Annotated in this window: 15 protein-coding genes, 1 other RNA gene and 1 riboswitch; of the genes, 7 read left to right on the top strand and 9 right to left on the bottom strand. The window is 64.2% G+C overall.

Features of this window, described 5'->3' with window-relative positions; all coding sequences use genetic code 11:
- Nucleotides 1-150: 150 nt before the first annotated feature.
- From QP413_RS07405 to pgi, 4 genes are all read right to left on the bottom strand, one after another.
- A complete protein-coding gene (locus QP413_RS07405; protein ID WP_012360759.1) occupies nucleotides 151-1,638 on the bottom strand; it encodes an NAD(P)(+) transhydrogenase (Re/Si-specific) subunit beta in 1,488 nt (495 codons plus the stop codon).
- A gap of 3 nt (nucleotides 1,639-1,641) precedes the next feature.
- Nucleotides 1,642-3,195 carry a Re/Si-specific NAD(P)(+) transhydrogenase subunit alpha gene (locus QP413_RS07400; RefSeq protein WP_284781315.1) on the bottom strand — a complete coding sequence of 518 codons (1,554 nt, stop codon included), beginning with the start codon at nucleotides 3,193-3,195 and terminating at the stop codon, nucleotides 1,642-1,644.
- A gap of 257 nt (nucleotides 3,196-3,452) precedes the next feature.
- Nucleotides 3,453-4,226: a glucosamine-6-phosphate deaminase gene (gene nagB, locus QP413_RS07395; RefSeq protein WP_070760628.1), complete on the bottom strand. Its 774-nt coding sequence runs from the start codon at nucleotides 4,224-4,226 to the stop codon at nucleotides 3,453-3,455.
- A 63-nt stretch (nucleotides 4,227-4,289) separates the two neighbouring features.
- Entirely contained in the window at nucleotides 4,290-5,984 is a 1,695-nt protein-coding gene (gene pgi, locus QP413_RS07390) for a glucose-6-phosphate isomerase (protein WP_284781314.1), read from the bottom strand.
- A 258-nt stretch (nucleotides 5,985-6,242) separates the two neighbouring features.
- On the opposite strand from pgi, the gene QP413_RS07385 reads away from it, so the two are divergent.
- Nucleotides 6,243-7,808, top strand: coding sequence for an NAD-dependent succinate-semialdehyde dehydrogenase (locus tag QP413_RS07385; RefSeq protein WP_284781313.1), 1,566 nt, complete (start codon nucleotides 6,243-6,245; stop codon nucleotides 7,806-7,808).
- A 101-nt stretch (nucleotides 7,809-7,909) separates the two neighbouring features.
- Here the strand turns inward: QP413_RS07385 and hisN are convergent, their stop codons facing one another.
- Both hisN and QP413_RS07375 read right to left on the bottom strand, forming a co-directional pair.
- The gene (gene hisN, locus QP413_RS07380; RefSeq protein WP_015381873.1) at nucleotides 7,910-8,731 is read right to left on the bottom strand and encodes a histidinol-phosphatase; all 822 of its coding nucleotides are present in this window, start codon (nucleotides 8,729-8,731) and stop codon (nucleotides 7,910-7,912) included.
- A gap of 23 nt (nucleotides 8,732-8,754) precedes the next feature.
- Nucleotides 8,755-9,573, bottom strand: coding sequence for an inositol monophosphatase family protein (locus QP413_RS07375; protein ID WP_070760664.1), 819 nt, complete (start codon nucleotides 9,571-9,573; stop codon nucleotides 8,755-8,757).
- Between the two features lie 96 nt (nucleotides 9,574-9,669).
- On the opposite strand from QP413_RS07375, the gene prfB reads away from it, so the two are divergent.
- The gene (gene prfB / locus QP413_RS07370; RefSeq protein ID WP_284781312.1) at nucleotides 9,670-10,803 is read left to right on the top strand and encodes a peptide chain release factor 2; all 1,134 of its coding nucleotides are present in this window, start codon (nucleotides 9,670-9,672) and stop codon (nucleotides 10,801-10,803) included.
- Here the strand turns inward: prfB and QP413_RS07365 are convergent.
- Both QP413_RS07365 and QP413_RS07360 read right to left on the bottom strand, forming a co-directional pair.
- Nucleotides 10,800-14,381 carry a bifunctional proline dehydrogenase/L-glutamate gamma-semialdehyde dehydrogenase gene (locus QP413_RS07365; RefSeq protein ID WP_284781311.1) on the bottom strand — a complete coding sequence of 1,194 codons (3,582 nt, stop codon included), beginning with the start codon at nucleotides 14,379-14,381 and terminating at the stop codon, nucleotides 10,800-10,802. The genes prfB and QP413_RS07365 overlap by 4 nt on opposite strands.
- Before the next feature lie 355 nt (nucleotides 14,382-14,736).
- Nucleotides 14,737-16,311 carry an AbgT family transporter gene (locus QP413_RS07360; RefSeq protein WP_012360748.1) on the bottom strand — a complete coding sequence of 525 codons (1,575 nt, stop codon included), beginning with the start codon at nucleotides 16,309-16,311 and terminating at the stop codon, nucleotides 14,737-14,739.
- 158 nt (nucleotides 16,312-16,469) lie between these two features.
- Here QP413_RS07360 and ftsE point away from each other — a divergent pair, with 158 nt between their 5' ends.
- From ftsE to ssrA, 5 genes are all read left to right on the top strand, one after another.
- Nucleotides 16,470-17,159: a cell division ATP-binding protein FtsE gene (gene ftsE, locus QP413_RS07355; RefSeq protein WP_015381868.1), complete on the top strand. Its 690-nt coding sequence runs from the start codon at nucleotides 16,470-16,472 to the stop codon at nucleotides 17,157-17,159.
- Nucleotides 17,160-17,188: 29 nt separating this feature from the next.
- Nucleotides 17,189-18,091, top strand: coding sequence for a permease-like cell division protein FtsX (gene ftsX / locus QP413_RS07350; protein ID WP_284781310.1), 903 nt, complete (start codon nucleotides 17,189-17,191; stop codon nucleotides 18,089-18,091).
- 124 nt (nucleotides 18,092-18,215) lie between these two features.
- Nucleotides 18,216-18,752, top strand: a complete 537-nt coding sequence (gene smpB, locus QP413_RS07345; protein WP_284781309.1) for an SsrA-binding protein SmpB — start codon at nucleotides 18,216-18,218, stop codon at nucleotides 18,750-18,752.
- 164 nt (nucleotides 18,753-18,916) lie between these two features.
- A complete protein-coding gene (locus tag QP413_RS07340; protein ID WP_284781308.1) occupies nucleotides 18,917-19,870 on the top strand; it encodes a hypothetical protein in 954 nt (317 codons plus the stop codon).
- A 45-nt stretch (nucleotides 19,871-19,915) separates the two neighbouring features.
- Nucleotides 19,916-20,290, top strand: a transfer-messenger RNA (tmRNA) gene (ssrA, locus tag QP413_RS07335).
- A gap of 115 nt (nucleotides 20,291-20,405) precedes the next feature.
- On the opposite strand, the gene QP413_RS07330 is transcribed toward ssrA, so the two are convergent.
- Complete coding sequence (locus QP413_RS07330; protein WP_148812729.1) at nucleotides 20,406-20,783, bottom strand: hypothetical protein; 378 nt, start codon at nucleotides 20,781-20,783, stop codon at nucleotides 20,406-20,408.
- A 44-nt stretch (nucleotides 20,784-20,827) separates the two neighbouring features.
- A riboswitch (SAM riboswitch) is annotated at nucleotides 20,828-20,914 on the bottom strand.
- Nucleotides 20,915-21,501 lie beyond the last annotated feature (587 nt).

Below are 21,501 nucleotides of genomic sequence, written 5' to 3'. Positions count from 1 at the left end.
ACTTCGTGCTCTCAATGGAAACTGCTCCCCACTAGTCGGTAACTGATTTCTCAGTCCAACTAATGGGGAGCAGTTCACTTGTCGCATCGACGGGGATTTTCTCGGTGCACCACCCGGGTGGGTGGCGCGGTCACCGCGGGGTTCCCAGGCTTAGTTGCTGATCCCTGCGGCCAGCTTCTCGATGGATGCCTTCGCATCACCGAGCAGCATGTCGGTGTTCTCGTTGAAGAACAGCGGGTTCTGCGCACCGGAGTAACCGGCACCCATGGAACGCTTCAGCACGATCACGCGCTCAGCCTCCCACACCTTCAGAACCGGCATGCCGGCGATCGGGGAGCCCGGCATCTCAGCGCTCGGGTTGACCGTATCGTTCGCGCCGATGACCAGGACCACGTCGACCTCGTCGAAGTCGTCGTTGATCTCCTCCATATCCATGACGATGTCATAAGGGACCTTCGCCTCAGCCAGCAGGACGTTCATGTGGCCAGGCAGGCGGCCGGCGACCGGGTGGATACCGAACTGGACAGTCTTACCCTGGTCGCGCAGCTTGCGGGTCAGCTCAGCGACCGTGTACTGCGCTTGGGAGACAGCCATGCCGTAGCCCGGGGTGATCATGATGTTCTTCGCGTCCTTGAGCATCGCGACAGCCTCGTCGGTGTCGATCTCGGTGTGGGTGCCGTCGACACCCTCCGCGACCGCGCCACCGTCGGTGCCGAAGCCGCCCAGCAGGACGTTCAGGAAGGAGCGGTTCATCGCCTGGCACATCACGTAGGAGAGGAATGCACCGGAGGAACCGACCAGCGCACCGGTGATGATCAGCAGCGGGTTCTGCAGCATCAGACCGGTGAAGGCAGCTGCCCAGCCGGAGTAGGAGTTCATGATGGACACGACGACCGGCATGTCGCCACCGCCAATGGCAGCGACCAGGTGCCAGCCCATGAACAGCGCCAGGGCGGTCATGATGCCAACCGCGATCCAGGCGGTGGTGCCTTCACCCGCGAGGATGAACACGACCATGAGCACGAGGCTGATCACCAGGATGGCGACGTTCAGCAGGTTACGGGCCGGCAGCAGCAGCGGGGCGCCCTTGACCTTGCCGGAGAGCTTCAGGCCAGCCAGGATCGAGCCGGTGAAGGTCACGGCACCGATGAAGATGCCGAGGAAGACCTCACCCAGGTGGAAGTTGTAGGCGGCAGCACCCATCGAGTCGGCGGACTCGGAAACGAAGGAGTTGTAGCCGATGAAGACCGCGCCCAGACCGACCATGCCGTTGAACAGCGCGATCAGCTGCGGCAGACCAGTCATCTCGACGGAGTGCGCGCGCTTGATGCCGTAGGCCGCACCGAGGCTCATAGCCAGGGCAATGAGGACGACGGTGATGACCGGGTCCAGGGCATCGGAATCGGTGGTGGAGTGAACCACGGCCTGGAAGATGGCCACGGCGATGGCAACAGCCATACCGCTCATGCCCAGCGTGTTACCGCGCTTTGCGGTCTCCGGCTTAGAGAGGCCGGCCAGTGCCATGAGGAAGAGCACGGCAGCCACGATGTAGGCCAGGTTCGAGATCCGGGCCAGCCAATCCAGCAGCGTGGCGTTCTCGCCGGTCGCTGCCTGCGAAAGAATCAGAGTGGCAGTCATGGTTTATGCATCCTCCTTAACGAACATGCCGAGCATGCGGTCTGTGATGGCGAAGCCACCGAACACGTTGACGGAGGACACGACGATTGCCAGGAACGCGAGGACCGTAACGATGATATTGGGGCTGTTGACCTGCAAGATCGCGCCGACCAGGACGATTCCTGAAATCGCGTTCGTCTCGGACATCAACGGGGTGTGCAGGGTCGGGGTGACCGCGGAGATCACGTAGAAGCCCAGCACGATGGCCAGGGTCAGGACGACGAAGTTGCCGCTCATTCCCAGCGGGCTGACCAGGACGATTGCAGCGCCCAGTAGGATGGCGATGGCCAGACCGATCTTGGCGAAGGGGCCACCCATGAAGGCTTGCTTCTCCGGCTCCTCGGCGGCCTGCGTGTCCTGCGCGGGCTGCTGCTGCGGGGCGACGGACACGCTCACCGGTGGTGGCGGCCAGAGGACGGAGGTCTCCTGGCCGTCGTTGAGGGTGACGGTGATGGTGCGGATGATCTCGTCATCCAGGTCCAGCACGCGCTGGCCGTCCTTCTCCGGCGTGATCAGCTTGAACAGGTTGACGATGTTCTGGCCGAACAGCTGGGAGGCCTGGCCCGGCAGGCGGCCCGCCAGGTCGGTGTAGCCAATGATGGTCACGCCGTTATCGGTGACGAAGACCTCGCCCGGCTTCGTCAGCGCGCAGTTACCACCGTTGGCTGCCGCCAGGTCGACGACGACGCTGCCCGGACGCATGTTGGCGACATCTTCCTCGGTGAGCAGCACCGGCGAGGTGCGGCCCGGAATGTTTGCGGTGGTGATGACGATGTCGGCTTCGGCGGACTGCTGGGAATAGATCTTCGCAGCGAGTTCCGCCTGATCTTGGGTCATCTCCTTGGCGTAGCCGTCCTCGGACTTCTCGGCCTCTTCCTGGATGGCGACGAATTCCGCCCCCATGGACTCGACCTGCTCGCCTGCCTCGACGCGCAGGTCGGTGGCCTTGACGATCGCGCCCATGGAGTTGGCGGTACCGATCGCGGCCAGGCCAGCGACACCAGCGCCGATGACGTAGACCTTTGCCGGCGGCACCTTACCTGCCGCGGTGACCTGGCCGGTGAACAGTCGACCGAAGGCGTTGGCGGCCTCGATGACTGCGCGGTAGCCGGCGATGTTTGCCATGGAGGAGAGCACGTCCATGGACTGTGCGCGGGAAATACGCGGCACAGCGTCCATCGCGAGCCCGGTGATGCCACGGTTGGCGAGCTCGTTGATGAGCTCTTCGTTGCGGCCTGGAGCCATGCGGCAGATCAGGGTGGCCCCGGAGCGCATGAGGTCGCGCTTGGCCTTGGGTGGGGTGTCGAGGGTGGTGACGATGTCCGCCTCCCAGACCTCCTCGCTTACGATGCTCGCGCCGGCCTCGCGGTAGAGGGCGTCAGGGTAGGCGGCGTCTTCGCCGGCACCAGCCTGTACTTCAACGTCATAGCCGAGCTTGATGAGCTTGCCGACCGTGTCTGGTGTGGCTGCCACCAGCGGCTGGTTCTCACCCGGCTCAACCGGAATACCGATACGCACTTTGTCTCCTGTGCAGTCTTCTGGGGGATAAAAGTTCCAGGTACTGATCGCAACGTAGGGGTGGCGTTGTGACCGTCAAGTGCGAGTAAGTGGTGATTCGCACGAGCGACCCGAAAAACATTGGATCTATATTTATCCCTTTTCCGGAGTGCTTGTCGCGCGCTTTGAAGAATTAAAGGAGAAAAAATGCCAACGGGGGCACCCGATGCCCCGGGTGCCCCCGTTGTTGAAATTGCCGTTTCACCCCCAAAGTGGGGTCAGTATGCCTGCCACTCCGGGCGGTTGGCGTCCACGAAACGGTAAAACTCGGTTTCCTGCAGCTGGGATGCCGCCGCCTCGTCCACGATGACTGTCGCGTGTCGGTGCAGCTGGAGCACGGAGGCCGGCATCATCGCGGACACTGGCCCCTCCACCAGGCGGGCCACCGCATCGGCCTTGTTTTCCCCCGTGGCCAGCAACAACAGGTGCCCGGCGCGGCGGATCGTGCCCAGTCCCTGCGTGACCACGTGGATCGGCACCTCCTCGAGCGAACCGAAGAATCGGGCGTTATCCCGCCGTGTCTGCGGGTGCAGCGTCTTCAGGCGGGTCAGGGAGTCGAAGGAGCTACCGGGCTCGTTGAAGCCCACATGCCCGTTGGTTCCCACGCCGAGGAGCTGGATGTCGATGCCCCCGGCAGCCTCGATGGCCGCCTCGTATTCGCGCCCTGCCTCATCGGTACGCGGGTTCATCCCATCGGGGGTGTGCACCGCGCCGTCGGCGAAGTCCACGTACTGCGTGAACTCGTTGTAGATCGTGTAGTGATAGGACTGCTCGTGATCCTCCGGCAGGCCCACGTACTCGTCCAGCAGGAAGGCCGTGGTGTTCGCGAAGCTCAGGCCCTCGCGGTGCTTGGCGATGAGCTCCCGGTAGGTCAGCAGCGGGGTGGAGCCGGTGGCCAGCCCGATGTTCTTCCCCTCGGAGACGTACCGGGCCATGATGGTGGCCGCGAGTTGCGCGACTTCTTTCGGGGTCTGCCGAATCACAACGTCCATGAGCAGGCGGTTCTTTCCAGTATCGGTCGGCGCAGGTCATTGCGCCGATGGTGTTTATTGAGTCTAACCCTCGTTGCGGTGCTGCCGGTAAAAGCTGATCAGCGCGTCGGTGGAGCCATCCCCGGCGGCCACCGCAGCCGTGCCCCGTACCGCTGGGAGTAGGTCGCTGGCCTGGAGTTTTCCGAACTCTACGCCCCACTGGTCGAAGGCGTTGATGCCCCAGATCACCGATTGCACGAAGGTGATGTGCTCGTAGAGTGCGATCAGCCCGCCCAGGGAACGCGGGGTCAGCGTGTCCGCCAGGATGGTGGTGCTGGGCTGGTTGCCCGGCATCTCCTTGTGGGGGATCAGCTCCTCGGGGGTGCCCGCGGCGCGCAGCTCTTCAGCGGTGCGACCAAAGGCCAGCACCCTGGTCTGGGCGAAGAAGTTTGCCATCAGCATGTCGTGCATCTTCGTGCCCTCGGGTTGGGTGGTGACCTCGCCGTGGGGGTTGCAGAATCCGATGAAGTCCGAGGGGATGAGCTGCGTGCCTTGGTGGAGCAGCTGGAAGAACGCGTGCTGGCCATTCGTCCCGGGTGCGCCCCAGTACACCGGGCCCGTGGGGACCCCGACCTTGGACCCGTCCAGGCGCACGGACTTGCCCAGCGACTCCATGGTCAGCTGTTGCAGGTAGTCCGGGAATTCGCGGAGGTCCTCGCTATAGGGCATCACCGCGTGGGACTGGGAGTCCAAAAAGTCGCGGTACCACACGCTGAGCAGACCCATCAGGGCTGGCGCGTTGGCATGCAGCGGGGCGGTGCGGAAGTGCTCGTCCACGTCGTGCAGGCCGGCGAGGAATTGGTCGAAGTCCTGCGGGCCGATCGCGGCCATGAGGGTGAGCCCGATGGCGGAATCCACCGAGTAGCGGCCGCCCACCCAGTCCCAGAAGCCGAACATGTTCGCCGGGTCGATCCCGAACTCCGTGACGGCTTCGCGGTTGGTGGACACCGCGACGAAGTGCTTTTCGATGATGGCTTGCCGCTGCGCGCTCGTGTCCGCTGCTACGCCGCGACGCTCCAGTTCGGTGAGGAGCCACTGCTTCGCCGCGCGCGCGTTGACCAGGGTCTCCTGGGTGCTGAAAGTCTTCGAGCTGATGACGAAGAGGCAGGACTCCGGATCCAGGTCATCCAGCGCGGCGCTGAGGTCAGCCGGATCCAGGTTGGAGACGAAGTAGGGCTCGATGCCCGCGGTTCGGTAGGGGCGCAGCGCGGCCGCCGCCATGGAGGGGCCCAGGTCGGAGCCCCCGATGCCGATGTTGACGACCTGCTTGATGGTCCTCCCAGTCACACCCAGCCACCGGCCGCTGCGTAGGTCGCGGCAGAAGTCCCGCATCCGACCGAGGACCTCGTGGACGTCGGCGGCGACGTCCACCCCGTCGACCTGGAAATCCTGGTCCACCGGGACACGCAGCGCGGTGTGCAGGGCGGCACGGTTCTCGGTGGTGTTGACCGTAGCCCCGGCCATCATCGCGTCGCGGTACTCCGGCAGCCCCATCGCTTCGCCCAGCTGGACCAGTAGCTCCATGACGCGGGCGTCGGCGAGGTTCTTCGACAGGTCGATGTGCAGGGGGCCTGCCTGGATGGTCATGTCCTCGACGCGGGTGGCCTCCTGGTTGAAGATCTCCCGGAGGGTGGTGCCGACGAAGCTTTCCTTATAGTCCTGGAGTTCCTGCCACGGTGCGGTGCTGGTCACCCGCTGTGGGTTGGGTGGGATGCTCACTGCTTGAGTTCTCCTCGGGAGGTGCGTCGCCGGTGAATCTTGGACGTATCGTCACCCAGCCTAGTCGTCTCGGTGGCGGTCGCACGGTAGTGCCACAGCGTGCCCCGCGACATAGCTACCGGTGGGGCTGTGTACCCGCGCGGTGGTCGGTGTCTGATCCCAGCGACCAGCGCTGAAGCACGGTGGCCGACGGTCACGCCCAGCGGCCGGCGCTGAAGCACGGTGGCCGGCGGTCACGCCCAGTGGCACAGTGGAGGTATGGCTACTTCGGCAGAAAACAACACAGCACAGAACACCTCGAATCCAGAATTCTTCACCACCGTCACCGCCGGACCGCGGGAGATCACCGTCCCGACGGGGCTGTTTATCAACGGCCAGTGGCGCCACGGCGCGGACGGGGAGACCCTCGGGGTTACCGACGCCGCGACCGGCCAGGAGTTCGTGCGGGTGGCGTCCGCAACGGAGGGCGACGCCCGCGAGGCGATGGATCACGCTGCGAAGGCGCAGCCCGATTGGGAGAACACCAGCCCGCAGGAGCGCGCCGACCTGTTGCGCTCCCTGTATCAGCTGGTGCAGGACAATGCCGATGACCTGGCCTACCTGCAGTCCCTGGAGCTCGGCCGCGCGTTGAAGGACAGCAAGGGCGAGGTCGGCTACGGCGGGGGATTCTTCCGCTGGTACGCCTCCCGCGCTGAGGCCATCGCGGGGGAGTACCGCGTGTCCCCGGACGGCGGCAGCCGCATCATCACCCACCCGAAGCCGGTCGGTCCGGTTCTGGCGGTGACCCCGTGGAATTTCCCGCTGGCGATGATCACCCGCAAGCTCGCTCCGGCGTTGGCCGCGGGCTGCACCATGATCGTCAAGCCCGCGCAGATGACCCCGCTGACCGCGCTCTACCTGGCCGAACTCTCCCGCCAGGCCGGCCTGCCAGAAGGGGTGTTCCAGGTGCTGCCGACCAGCACCGCGTCGAATGTCTCCGCCATTTTGGACGACGACCGCCTGCGCAAGTTCACCTTCACCGGCTCCACCGGGGTGGGGCAGGCGCTCGCAGCGAAGGCCGCCGAGGGCACCATCCGCACCTCCCTGGAGCTGGGTGGCAACGCCCCGCTCGTCGTCCTCGAGCACGCGGACATGGACAAGGCCGTGAACGCCGCCATCGACGCGAAGATGCGAGGCGCAGGGCAGGTCTGCATCGCCGCCAACCGCATCCTGGTGCACGAGTCGCTCGCCGAGGAGTTCACCGCAGCGGTCACCAAGCGGATCGGCGAATTCGTGCTCGGCGCGGGAACCGATAGTGGCGCCACCGCAGGCCCAATGGTCAGCGCGGACCAGCGCGATAAGGTCGCCGACATGGTCGAAAAGGCCGTCGAGCAGGGCGCGAAGGTGGAGATCGGCGGCTTCACGCTGACCGAGGACTCCCTGGCGAAGCACCCGGAGCTCAAGACCACTGGTGAGCTGGACACCAACGGCTTCTGGTACGCCCCGACCGTCCTCTCCGGGGTCACCCAGGACTTCGAGATCGCCAACCAGGAGATCTTCGGACCCGTCATGACCATCCAGACCTTCGCCGATGAGGACGAGGCCCTGGCCAACGCCAATGCCACGAACTTCGGCCTGGCCGGCTACGTCGTCGGCGAGAAGCTACAGGAGACGATGGCCTTCGCCGAGAAGATGGAGGTCGGCATGGTGGCCGTCAACAAGGGCCTGCTCTCCGACCCAGCCGCGCCATTCGGTGGGGTGAAGCAGTCCGGCATCGGCCGCGAGGGCGGCTTCGAGGGCATCGAGGAGTACCTCGAAACCCAGTTCATCACCGTCTCCTACTAGGGGCCGGTCCGGGGGAGTTCCCCCCCCAACAGTTAAGGACGCCACCGCAACGTGCGGTAGCGTCCTTTTTCTTTCTGTCTGCCCTGGTTAGGGCAAGCGGCTTAGTTATTCAGCGCGGTGATGACGTCCTCGTGCAGCAGCCCGTTGGTGGCCACCGCGGAACCACCGTGCGGTCCCGGCTCGCCCTCCACGTTCGTGAAAGTGCCGCCGGCCTCCGCCACGATCGGGACGAGTGCTGCGAGATCCCAGAGGCTGACCTCCGGCTCCGCCGCGATATCCACGGAGCCCTCGGCGACCATCATGTAGGACCAGAAGTCCCCGAATCCACGCAGGCGCCAGGTCTGGTCGCTCAGTCCCACCAGCTGCTCCCGCAGGCCGCGATCCTGCCAGCCGGACAGGGAACTGATGGAGAGGCTGGCGTCGGCGATCTTGCCCACGCCCGACACGCTCAGGCGGCGCGGTTGGGCAGAAGGGGTGGAGTCCTCGTCGAAAGTATTCGGTACAGAGAAGGAGCGCCACGCCCCAGCGCCCGGCGCGGCCCACCAGCGGCGGCACAGTGCGGGTGCGGAGACCAGACCCACCTTCGGCACGCCGTCCTCCAACAGGCTGATCAGCGTGGCCCACACGGGCACGCCGCGGACGAAGTTCTTCGTGCCATCGATCGGGTCGATGACCCACTGGCGGCCCTCGAAGTGCGCTTCGCCGCCGAACTCCTCACCCAGCACGAAGTCATCCGGGCGGGAATCCGCCAGGATCTCGCGCAGGCGACGCTCGACGGCGGTGTCGGCGTCGGAAACGGGGGTGAGGTCGGGCTTGGATTCGATGCGGAGGTCCTCGGCCTCGAACCGAGCCATGGTGATCTCGTCCGCGGCGTTGGCCAGCTCGAAGGCAAGCGACAGGTCATCGGAGTATGTGGTGCTCATGCCCTGGATCTTAGCCTCAAAAACTAACTGCCGATGAGCGCAGTCTTAACGCTCGCAACAGCCGACTCGGTGCCGGCCACCGACCAGGTCTTGCCCGCAGCCTCGATCTGCTCGGTCACGCCACCGGCGCCCTCCACGAGCGCCCGGCCCGGCAGCCAGTCCCAGGCCGCCACGGAGTCCTGAATCCAGCAGCCGAGTTCCCCGGAGGCCACGCCGGCCATGTCCACGGAAGCTGAGCCGAGCATACGGACGGTCGCGAAGTTGCCGGTCACCGCGATCCAGGCGTCCCTAACCTCTGGCACGGAAAACAGCGGCGGGTGCAGGTAGGTGCCGACTACGGTGCGCTCCGCAGGGGTGTTCTTGAACTCCGGGACCGGCTGGGCGTCGCGGGTGGTGGGGATCTCCGGGCCACCGAACCAGGTGTAGCCCATCGCGGGGCGGTGCACCGCGCCGAAGATGACCTCCTCCGGGTCATTCGGGTCGCCCTTAACCAGGGCCAGCGCGGAGCACCAGTAGTCCGAGCCGGTGGTGAAGTTATAGGTCCCGTCCACGGGGTCGATCACCCAGGTCCTCCCGCTGGTCCCTTCGCGCCGGGTGCCTTCCTCGCCAAGGACGCCGTCCTCCGGTCGGATCGTCTCCAGCGCATCGGTGATGAACTTCTCGGCGGCCCGATCCGCGGCGGTGACGACGTCGGAGATGGAGGTCTTCGTCTCCGTCTCGAGCCCGGAGGCGCGCATCCGCCACGCCAGGCGGGCGGCGTTGTACACCAGCGCCTGGGCGAGGTGGTTATCGGTGTCGTCGACGTGCGCGACGATGAAGGTCTTGATGATCGCGTTGAGCATCTCCTCCGGCACCGGGGAGTTGCCGGTGGAGGTGGACGTATTCTTTGCCTTAGCCATACATTCCATTGTGCACACTGCCGGGTAGACTTGCGCACTATGCAACCGGATGTGAGCTCTGACCTGAAAGACCTGGAAGGCACCCTGACCACCATCGAGCGGGTGTTGGACCTCGACGAGCTGGACTCGCGGGCCCGCGAGCTGGAGGATCAAGCCGCCGACCCATCGCTGTGGGACGATCCGGACCACGCCCAGCAGGTCACCTCGGAGCTCTCCCGCGTACAGGCCAAGCTGAAGAAGATCCGCGAGCTGCGCCAGCGGCTGGAGGACCTCCCGGTGCTCTACAGCATGGCCGAGGAGGAGGCCGCGGAGGATCCGGCGGCGGCTGAGGATGCCACGGCGATGGCGGAGGAGGAGCGCGCAGCACTGCGGGCCGCCATCGAATCTCTGGAGATCACCACGATGCTCTCCGGCGAGTACGACCAGCGCGAGGCGCTGGTCAACATCCGCTCCGGCGCCGGTGGGGTGGATGCCGCGGACTGGGCGGAGATGCTGCTGCGCATGTACACCCGCTGGGCCGAGCAGCACGGCCACAAGGTGGATATTTACGACATCTCCTATGCGGAGGAGGCGGGCATTAAGTCCGCGACCTTCGTCATCCACGGTGACTACATGTATGGCACCCTCTCCGTGGAGCAGGGCGCCCATCGCCTGGTGCGCATCAGCCCCTTCGATAACCAGGGTCGCCGCCAGACCAGCTTCGCCGAGGTGGAGGTCCTGCCCGTCGTGGAGCAGACGGACTCCATCGAGGTGCCGGATTCGGACGTCCGCGTGGACGTCTACCGCTCCTCCGGTCCGGGCGGGCAGTCGGTGAACACCACGGATTCCGCGGTGCGCCTGACCCACATCCCGACCGGCATCGTCGTGACCTGCCAGAATGAGAAGTCCCAGATCCAGAACAAGGCCTCCGCCATGCGCGTGCTGCAGGCCAAGCTACTGGAGAAGAAGCGCCAGGAGGAGAAGGCGGAAATGGATGCCCTCGGCGCGGGCGGCAACGCCTCCTGGGGCAACCAGATGCGCTCCTACGTGCTGCACCCGTACCAGATGGTCAAGGATCTGCGCACCGAATACGAGGTCGGGGACCCGCAGAAGGTCCTCGATGGCGACCTCGACGGGCTCATCGAGGCCGGCATCCGCTGGCGCATGGCGCAGCAGCAGGAGGAGAACGCCTAAGGCGTCAGCCCGTGGATATAGCCGAAGCGGTGCTCGGTGGTGGCGATGTTCTGCTCCAGCAGCATCGTCAGCAACTCGCGGTGGCCATCCGGTAGCACCGGCTGGTCGAAGATCTTCGAATTCGAATCGACCGCCGCCTCGTAGAAGGCATCCGGGCTCTCGCCCAGGGAGCGGATGCGGGAGTTCGCAGCCTTCGAGATCTCCGCGGCGAACACCAGATCGCTGGCGACCCGGAAGCTCTTGCCCAGCTCACCGAACTGCGCTGCTACCTCCTCGGACGCCGAGATATCCAGCTCGGTACCGGTGACCGCCGCCCCGAGCTGTAGGCGCAGGACGTCGCGTGCCTTGGCGTCGGCGTTGACGCGGACGCGCAGCGGCTCCAGCAGTGGTTTGTAGCGGAAGACGTTGGACTCCACGACCATCGCCGACTTGTCGTGCTCGACGCCGAACTCGACGGCCATGGCATGCGCATCGGACTCCGCTGCCCGGCGGAGCCACTCGTGATCCGAGTCCTCCAGAACCGGGGAACCCAGCCCGCGGAACTCGCGCAGCATCTGGGTGATGTGCGGCTCGACCGTCCCGGAGGTCAGCTCCTCGATATTGCCTTCGGTCCACACGCCCTGCTGGGCGACGTAATTCGGGCCGCCCGCCTTCGCCCCGGAGCCAATGGAGGAACCCTTCCAGCCGCCGAAGGACTGGCGCTGCACGATGGCGCCGGTGATGCCGCGCTCCACGTAGGCATTGCCCACCTCGACCCGCTCGCGCCAGTAGGCGGTCTCGTCCCGGTCGATGGTGTGGATGCCGCCGGTCAGAGCGAAGCCCGTGGAGTTCTGCCACTCGATCGCTTCGTCCAGGTCCTTGGCGTGCATGATGCCCGTGACCGGGCCGAAGGCCTCGTTCTTGTGGTACCAACTGCCCGGCTGTACGTTATCGCGAATGCCCGGGCTCCACAGTGTGCCGGTCTCGTTCAGCTGCTTCGGCTTGACCAGCCACTTCTCGCCCTTATCGAGCTTGCGCAGCGCCCGGTCCAGCTTCTCGCCGGGGGCCTCGATGATGCCGTTCATGTACGTGGAGATGTCGGTTCCGCGACCCACCTTGATGGACTCGACGGCATCGACCAGCTGGTTCATGAAGCGCTTGTTTTTGGACATCGAGCCCACGGTGATGATCAGGGAGGCTGCGGAGCATTTCTGTCCGGCGTTGCCGAAGGCGGACTGGTAGATATCCTCCACCGCAAGGTCCGGGTCCGCAGCCGGGGTGACGATGATGGCGTTCTTACCGGAGGTCTCCGCGTTGAGGACCTTGCGAGGGTCCCAGCTGCGGAACAACTGCGCGGTCTCCGAGGCCCCCGTGAGGATCACGGATTCCACATCCGGGTGGCTGATCAGGCGCTTGCCGGCCTCGTCCTCGTCGGCGTTGACCAGCTGCAGGAGGTCTTCGCCCACACCGGCCTCCCGCATGGCCTCGACGAAGACCTCGGCGATGCGCAGCACCTGCGGGGCGGGCTTGAGGATCACGGTGGCACCCGCGGCAAGCGCGGCCGTCACACCACCAACTGGGATCGCCACGGGGAAGTTCCACGGCGGGGTGACCACGACGACCTTGTACGGGGTGAAGGTTGAACCGCGGTGCCGGTCGAGCTGACGGGCAGACTCTGCGTAGTAGTGCGCCATGTCGATGGCCTCGGAGATCTCCGGGTCAGACTCCGCGATCGTCTTATCGGCCTCGAAAGCCGCGGCGGAGATCAGACGGCCACGGTAGTTCGCCAGGGAATCGGCGACCTTATCCAGCAGCTCGGCGCGCTCCGCACCGGTCTTCTGCCCCCACGCACCGTTGTGGGCCTCGAGTGCTCGCTGCACGACCAGGTCGATCTCCGCCGGGTCGGTGACCAGCGGGGACTGCGCCGGGCCCGGGTCGGCCTCCGGGGTGAGCAGACTCCGTGCCCATTCGCGGTTCTGCGCTAGGGCGGGATCGGTATCCGGCTCGTTGAGGAAGTTGCCCGGGATCGAGCCGCCCGTGGCGCCAACTTTGTCCTTGGCCTCCTGGATGCGGTCCTGGGTGCGGCGCGGCCCGTGGTAGGTCGCCCAGCGGTCGGCGACGGCATCCCGGAAGCGCTCCTCCTGGTTTTCCATCGGCGTCAGGCCGGTGTCGTCGTCCTCCTCCGGGGTGAACAGCGCGTAGAGAAAGTTCTGCTTCGCACCGTTTTCCTCGAGGCGGCGGACCAGGTAGGAGACGGCGACGTCGAAGTCTTCCTTGCGGACGACCGGCGTGTAGAGGATCAGGTTGCCGGTCTTCTTCTGCACCTCGCTGGCCTGGGCTGGGGCCATGCCCTGCAGCATCTCGATGTCCAGCTGCGCGGCCACGCCCCGCTGTTCGGCGAGCTTGTGGGCGAGTGCCACGTGATAGACATTGTGGCTGGCCACACCGATGCGGATTGCCTCTGCGTTCTCCGGGTTGAGCACCCAGTCGATCAAGCGCAGGTAGTTGGCGTCCACCTCCGCCTTCGTCAGGTAAGGGGTCTGCGGCCAGTTGTGCATCTCCGCATCCACCCGCTCCATCGAGAGGTTCGCACCCTTGACCAGGCGCACCTTGATCTTCGCGCCACCCTGGGCCACGCGCTGCTTCGCGAATTCAGTGAGTCGCTGGAGCGCCTCAAAGGAGTCCGGAAGGTAAGCCTGCAAGACGATGCCGACCTCCAGGTCGAGGAACTCCTCCTCGGCGAAAAGTTCGGTGAATAGCTCTAGCGTGAGGTCGAGGTCCTCGTAGGCCTCCATGTCGAGGTTGACGAAGGTTGGCTTTCCGGATCGCCCCTGGCCCGCGCGCTTGGCTTCCCGGTAGAGCGGGCGCAGGCGGTCCTTCAGCCGGTCAACGGAGCCACGGAAGTCCCAGTGGTTGAGCTGGGAGACCACGGAGCTGGCTTTGACGGAGACGTACTCCACCTTCGGGTTCCGAATCAGGTCGATGGTCTGCTGCAGGCGTCGCTTGGCCTCCGCCTCGCCGAGGACGGCCTCGCCCAGCAGGTTGAGGTTGAGCGTGAAGCCCTTCTCCCGGGCGTCGTCGAGCATCGCGTCCAACGTCTCGGAGCCGGCGTCCAGCACCAGGTGGCCGACGGTGGAGCGCAGGTACTTTCGCGCGATGGGCATCACGACGTTGGGCAGGATGGGGGCCGCAATCGAGCCCGCCGTGACGAGGATCGTGTCGATCAGGCCGAGGAACTCGGGGGCCGGGTCGGTGCGCTTGAAGGGGGAAGCGATCTTCGCGAATTCTTCGGCCGCGACCTTGTTGTCCTCCGGTCGGGCCACGCGGTCGACGAAGCTGAAGGTGAACTCCACGCCGTGCGGGTCGTGAACCATGTCGGCCAGCTGCTTCGTGGCCGGCGCGGTTTCCTTGACCTCCAGCCAGGTGTCGGCCTGTTCGATGGCGACGTCGACGAGGCCCTCCATGTCCCTGTTCGGCGCGAGGTCCTGGTGTGCGGAGTGCTTGCTGTTCTCCTTGTGGGAAGTCATGATCGCTGTCTCTCTGTGTATGAGGGGGTCCCGTTGTTGGCCTGACTCCGTTGCAGTTTTTGGGGAGCCCAAAGAAGGCCTCAAACGGGCTGGGTAAGAAGAGGGGACCGGCTGCTCGGGGCGGGGGCGGTCTTAGACAGCGAGAACCGGTGGGCGGTCGCCAGGACGGCGGCGGCGATCGCGAGACAGCGCGCTCAGCCGGGTTTGCGTGACCCGGCTTAGCGCACCGCGGTACTGGGTGCTGTACCGGGCGATATACCCGGTGTCGCACCCCGCGGGAGAGACCGTGTCATTCCACATGCCCCAAATCTACGCCCTTTTCGGGATTGCTTCAGCAAGTGAAATAAAAACCGCGCACGCCCCGGGTGCTGGGGAGTGTGCGGTGTAAGCGGCGCCCGCCGGAAGAAGGTCCGGCGGAACCTGGCGGTTAGGCCGGGTAATCCATCGAGGTACCCGGTCCCAGTGGGATGCCGAGCAGCCACCAGACGACGAAGAAGAGGAACCAGCCAATGAGCATCGCCATCGCATAGGGTAGCGCGAGCGACATCAGGGTGCCGATGCCCGAGCGCGAGTAGTAGCGCTGAAGGAAGGTCAGCGCTAGCGCGAAGTAGGGGCTCATCGGGGTGATGATGTTCGACGGCGAATCACCCATGCGGAAGAGCATCTGGGTGACCTCAGGGGAGTAGCCCAGGTACATGAACATCGGCACCACGATCGGAGCCATCAGTGCCCACTGCGCAGAGCCCGAGGTAATCAGCAGGTTCAGTCCGGCCACCAGCAGGACGAAGAGGCCGAAGAGCAGCAGCGGGGGAAGGTCCGCCTTCTGCAGGATCTCCGCGCCGGTGATCGCAGTCCAGGAGCCCAGGTTGGACTCGGTGAACCACGCCAGGAACTGGGCGACGGCGAAGAAAAGCACCATCATCGGCAGCAGCGTCTTCAACCCGCGGGCCATCCACTCCGGGACCTGGTGCCACTTCGTCAGAGTCTTGGCAACCAGGCCGTAGACCACGCCGAGCAGGAAGAAGCCGGCCGCGATGGGGACACCGACGTCCGTAATCAGGGGGCTTTCCATCACCGCGCCGCCCTCGCCCTGCAGCGGGGAACCCGGGACAAAGAGGGCGGCAAAGTACGCCGCGAAGAAGACGACGGCGGCGACCCCGGTCCACTTCAGGGCGCGGATCTCCTTGCCGCTGAGGGCGAGGTCCGCCTCCAGCTCGTCCTTCGTCATATCCTTGGCATCTTTGTCGAGCGCCGCGCTGCCTTCAGAATCGACATGCTCGGCGTTGCCAAAGGTCAGCTCTTCGTAGTTGATCTGGTCGTGGTCGATCAGTTCGAGGGCCTTCTTGTTGAGGTAGAGCTCGGTGACCGCGGTGATGATCAGCGCGAGGACGACCGCTGAAGCCATCACGAAGAAGTAATTAGCCAGCGGGGAGACCGCGTACTCGGCGTCCGCGATATTGGCGGCCGAGGTGGAAATACCCGCGAGCAGCACGTCAGTGATGTTGAGGACCAGCGAGGAGTTGAAGCCGGCCGAGGACGCGGCGAAGGCGACCATCGCACCGACGATCGGGGAGCGGCCCATCGCACGGAAGCTCATCGCACCGATGGGGATCAGGATGACGTAGACCGCGTCCGAGGCGACGGAGCCGGTCACGCCAGCCAGTGCGACGACGAAGGTGAGGCTCTTCGGACCCACCTTGCTCACCACCGCGCGCACCGTCGAGGCGATCAGGCCGGAGTGCTCCGCAATGGCCACGCCCAGCATCACCGTGATGATGAGCCCGAGTGGCGGGAAGCTCGTGTAGTTCTCGACCGCGTTGGAGACGATGGAAGACAAGCCCTCGGCGGAGAGCAGGTTCTTCACGGCGACGGTTTCGCCGGATTCGGGATCCTTCGCGCTGAGCCCGGCTAGTGAACCCAGCCAGGAGCTGACGAGGACCAGGCCGCCGATGATGACGAAGAGCCAGAACGGCTCTGGCAGCTTATTGCCGATTCGCTCCACCCAGCCGAGGAAACCGCCGACCCTTTCGGGTGCGCGCTCCTCCTGGTGGTCGTCGCTGCGGTCGGCTTTTTGGTCGCTGTGCTTGTTCTCTGTCTTCTCGGCAGTCACACGCTTCCCTTCTATAACAGTTTCACCTTTGGTTCGCTAAGGTTAGAGCCGTGATCACTTTCGATAACGTTTCCAAGAGCTACCGGACCTCAACCCGGCCTGCGCTCCAGAATATTTCCGCAGAGATCGAAAAGGGCGAGTTTGTCTTTCTTATTGGCCCTTCCGGCTCCGGAAAGTCTACTTTTCTGCAGCTCATGGTCCGCGAAGAGGTGCTGGACTCTGGTGACCTGCATGTCGCCGGGTTCCACGTCAACGCGCTAAAGGATAAGGAAGTTCCGAAGCTGCGCCAGCGCATCGGCTACGTCTTCCAGGACTTCCGCCTGCTCCAGAAGAAGACGGTCTTCGAAAACGTCGCCTTCGCCCTCGAGGTGATCGGCAAGAAGCGCCCGGATATCGAGAAGCTGGTGCCGGCCGCTCTCGAAACCGTGGGCTTGCAGGGCAAGGAGAACCGCTTCCCGCACGAGCTCTCCGGCGGTGAGCAACAGCGCGTCGCCATCGCCCGCGCCTCCGTCAACCGCCCGCTCGTCCTGCTCGCCGACGAGCCGACCGGAAACCTCGACCCGGATACCTCCGCCGAGATCATGAACCTGCTCAACCGCATCAACCAGCAGGGCACCACCGTCGTCATGTCCACCCACGACGACGTCGCCGTCGACTCCATGCGCAAGCGCGTCATCGAACTGCACAACGGTGAGCTCGTGCGCGACGACGCCCGCGGCATGTACGGCGTCGGCCACTAAACCGGGGCAACGAGGAAGGTTTAATACGTATGCGAAGTAACTTCATCACCCGCGAAGCCTTCGGTGGCCTGACCCGCAACGCCACCATGACGATCGCGATGATCATCACCACCGCGATCTCGCTGGCGCTGCTGGCCACCGGTTTTCTCATGACCACGATGACCGAGCGCACCAAGGATATTTACATCGACCGCATCGAGGTCATGGTCCAGCTCAAGGACGAGGCCTCGGTCGAGGACCCGGAGTGCGCGAAGCCGGACTGCGCCAAGCTCCGCGAGCAGCTGGAGGGCGACGAGGGCATCAAGTCCGTCACCTTCCGTAACAAGCAGCAGTCCTATGACCGCTTCGTGGAGCTGTTCCAGGACTCCGACCCGCGTCTGGTTGAGCAGACCAGCAAGGACGCCTTCCCGGCGGCCTTCCACGTCCGCCTGGAGGACCCAACCGACACCGCGCCGATCGATGCGGTGCGCGAAAACCCGGTGGTGCAGGACGTCGTCGACCAGGGCGAGGACCTGCAGGCGGCGACCCGCAACCTGGACTCCATCCGCAACGCGGCGTTCTTCGTCGCCGCCGTCCAGGCAATCGCGGCGATCTTCCTGATCGTGAACATGGTGCAGATCGCGGCGTACTCGCGCCGGGAGGAAATCAGCATCATGCGCATGGTGGGTGCGTCCCGCTGGTACACCCAAGCGCCATTCGTGCTGGAGGCCATCATCGGCGCAGTGATCGGTGCCGTCATCGCGGTGGGCGGCATGCTTGCCGGCAAGGCGCTGGTCGTGGACAAGGCGCTGGACTCGGTCTACCGGGCAAACCTGGTTGCGAAGATCACCACCGCCGATATCTGGCTGATGGCCCCGATCCTCGTCATCATTGGTGCCGCGGTGGCGGCGATTACCGCGCAGATCACGCTGCGCTGGTACGTCAAGAAATAGCGACCTGAGTGGAAGGGCTGGCTGATTGGGGATCGCTTGGTCCTTCTGTTTCCTCTTAACTGGCCGCATGTGGCCTCGGTTCGACTCCTTCGACGACAGCGCGGCTGGTAACGTGTGAGCAATCATGGCTAAGAAGAGCACCCCGGTGGATTCCGGGAGATCGAAGGGGAAGAAGGCCTCCGCACCACGTGGCGGGGGCCCGGCTGTCATTGCCACCAACCGCAAGGCGCGCCACGACTATCACATCCTCGACACCTACGAGTGCGGCGTGGTGCTCGTCGGCACGGAGGTCAAGGCCCTGCGGGAGGGCAAGGCCAGCCTCGTGGACGCTTATGCCACCATCGATGCCGGCGAGGTCTGGCTGCGGGGGCTTCACATCCCGGAGTACTCCCGCGGCAACTACTGGAACCACACCCCGCGTCGCGTGCGTAAGCTGCTGCTGCACCGCCGCGAGATCGACTCGCTGATGGGCAAGGTCCGCGACGGCAACCACACGCTGGTTCCGCTGCAGCTGTACTTCGTCGACGGCAAGCTCAAGTGCGAGCTGGCCCTGGCCCGCGGTAAGCAGGACTACGACAAGCGCCAGGACATCAAGCGCCGCACCGAGGAGCGCGAAGTGGTCCGCGAGCTGGGGCGCAAGATCAAGGGGATGAAGGGCTAGGCGCCGCTGGCGTCGGGACGAAAAGGAGAACAGCCGTGGAACATTGGCGGCTTACTCACCCGAGCCTGGGGTTGATTGAGATCTGTGTTGGCCAGCCGGCCGAGCTCCGGCGCGTTGACCCGGGGTTCTCGCTGCCTACGAAGGACGACGCCCAATCTGACGCGGTGGCCAGCTCCGAGGGATTTTTCGATCTGGAAGCACCAGACGGTGGGGCAAAGATTGAGGTGGGGGAGCTGCCCGCACCGCGGCCTGCTCCGCAGCGACCTGCTTCCCTCGCGGAAGGGGAGAAAGGAAGCCCTGATGGTGGGGTACGGGGAAAGATCGCCGAGAAGTGGCAGTCATTTCTCGAATACGAGGCGCCTCCCGTGGTCGTGCTCCAGCACGGTGTGCCCGTCTATCGGGAACGCAGCCTGAGCCAACGAAAGGTCCGGCTGGCGCCGGCGGGGAGAGCCCCCAAACAGATGGCCGACGGCGAGTTCTCCGATGTTCTGGACCCAGGGGTATCCGCGGCTCCCGCGATGCTGAAGTTGGACACCGCGGTTTTCGACCGGCACCTCCTCCAGGTCGGGGTGAAAACCAAGGATTCTTTTATTTTTTTCGACCCGCCGGCGGGCACTCCAGCTGCAAAGCGTGCCGCGAAGATGGAGGCTTCGCCTGTCCGGCGCTGGCTCTATCCGCTGCTTGGCGGGCTCGGTAAGAGTGGTTGGGCGATCCTGGCCGTTCTCCTGGCCCCGGTTGTGACCAAGTTCTTGGTGTGGCTGATCGGGCTGATTCTCACGCCCATCATCGCCGTCATTGAGTTCCTGCTGGGGCTGTTGCCAGATATTGACTGGCCGGAGATCCGCTGGCCAAAGATTCCGTGGCCGGACATCAACTGGCCCACCATCCCATGGCCCGAGATTAACTTTCCCAGCCTGCCGAGCCTTCCCGAGTTGCCAGACTGGCTCGTCTGGCTGCTGGACCACCCGAAGTTCTGGGTGCCCATCGTGATGGGAGCCGTCGTAGGAATCATCGCGGTGCGCAACGCTCGACGGTCGCAGAAGGAAAAGCTGCACTGGCAGCGGCAAAAGATGGCAACGGCATTGAACGCGCTTTACGAAAAGCGAAAAATGCAGTAATCTGAACCATCCTGCTGAGACGCAACTTCCGCAGCAGGCTTGTATGGGGCCGACATGGTTTCGACTTCGTGCATTGAGCTAGGGGAAGCGTGCCGGTGAAGGCAGATGACCACCGTAAGCGTCGCTGCGATTTCTAAGCGCCGAGAACACTCAGCGCGACTACGCCCTCGCTGCCTAATTCAGCGACCGCGTGTCTGTCGGCCTAAGCTAGCCTCTGGCTTAGCACCCGGCATCGTTTAAAGAGGCTTGCTGTGCAGCTAGGTCACTCGAGCTGCATGGGACACTTGAGAGTGACTGGGCTCATCATCCGGGCTGGTTCGCGTGACCCGGAGAGCCGAGCAGAGATGACAGCGAACTGCGCACGGAGAAGCCCTGGCGAAGTCGCGAAGGACGCGGGTTCAATTCCCGCCGGCTCCACGATTGGCTTTACCCCTGGTCACAGTGACCAGGGGTTTTGCCGTTCCTGCGCGGTTATATTGGTGAATACTCTGATGGGGCCTGCCTCATATTTCGGCGCTGCGGGGGCGGCCCGCCTTCAATCCAGGGAGCCATAGCCTTCGGGCTTGACCACGCGCGGCCAGCCGATTCCAGACTTGGAGATGGTGAATGGCCCGGAGTGGAGAACCTGACCCTCTTCGTCGAAGAAGGTTCCGGTTACGGGGTAGGAGGGGCCATAGTACTGCCCATCGTCCGGGTCGTTGTATGTCGCGACCGATTTGAGCCGGCCATTGGGGTAAAACTCGCAGCCGTAGACCAGCCCCCTGCGCTGGAACGTCCCAACCTTCTTCGGCGTGCCGTCCTCGTAGTATTCGATGCCGTAACCCTTGCGGTAGACGTGCCCCGTCTGCGGATCGGTGGTCGTACCACCGAAATATTTGAGCTCGCCGCTGTCGTAAAAAATCTCGCCGCGCATGTCTTCTCCTTGATGTTGATCGGCTGGAAACAACATAAAAAGAAGACTCATCGTTCAAGCTGGAGCACCTTGCACGTCGGTAGGTTGCTGAAGGGTCGTCGAGCTTGTCTCTCGCCTTCTCTTTATGAATGACCCCAGGCTAGCAGCCCGGCTACCGACTCAGGTCTGACTGGCTAGACCGATGGACATTACGACCGGAGTGCGGTGGTACGGGCTGGCGCGCCAAAGGGGTCACCGAGCGGGGAGGAATGGGGGAATTGCCGTTCAGGACTCTGGGGTGCTGTAAGGAAGTTCCTGGGGGTATTCCTAAAAGAAGCTGCCTGAAATTAAAGCAAGCGTGAAGTCTCCGTGTTTGCGGTTAGATGGTGACTTGTCACGCCTGTTATTGAGATCACTTTTGGGATTAACTCCTTTTTGGATAAGCTGCGATGAGCTAGAAGAAGGTAGGGCTGCCCGCATGGCCTGAGCTGCAAAAATAGCTCGTTTTATCGAGTCGTATAACCTTATTGAGATTCCCTTAAAATCGATATAGTGACGGGTTGCACATTATGGTTGTCTTGTTTTTTTGAGGCTTAGTGGACTTTATTTTCCGTGTTATTCTCGGGTTCCCGAGGGCGCATTTCATCTCATTGTTGTGCGATTCATAGCGTTCTATGAACTTCCTTTTGCTCCGCATAGGTACTGCGGTTAGTGGGCGAGTGGAAGCCGAACCCTCGTT

The organism is Corynebacterium sp. UMB4614 (genome assembly GCF_030217065.1).
Lineage (GTDB): Bacteria > Actinomycetota > Actinomycetes > Mycobacteriales > Mycobacteriaceae > Corynebacterium.
This window is presented reverse-complemented; position numbering and strand designations above follow the sequence as displayed.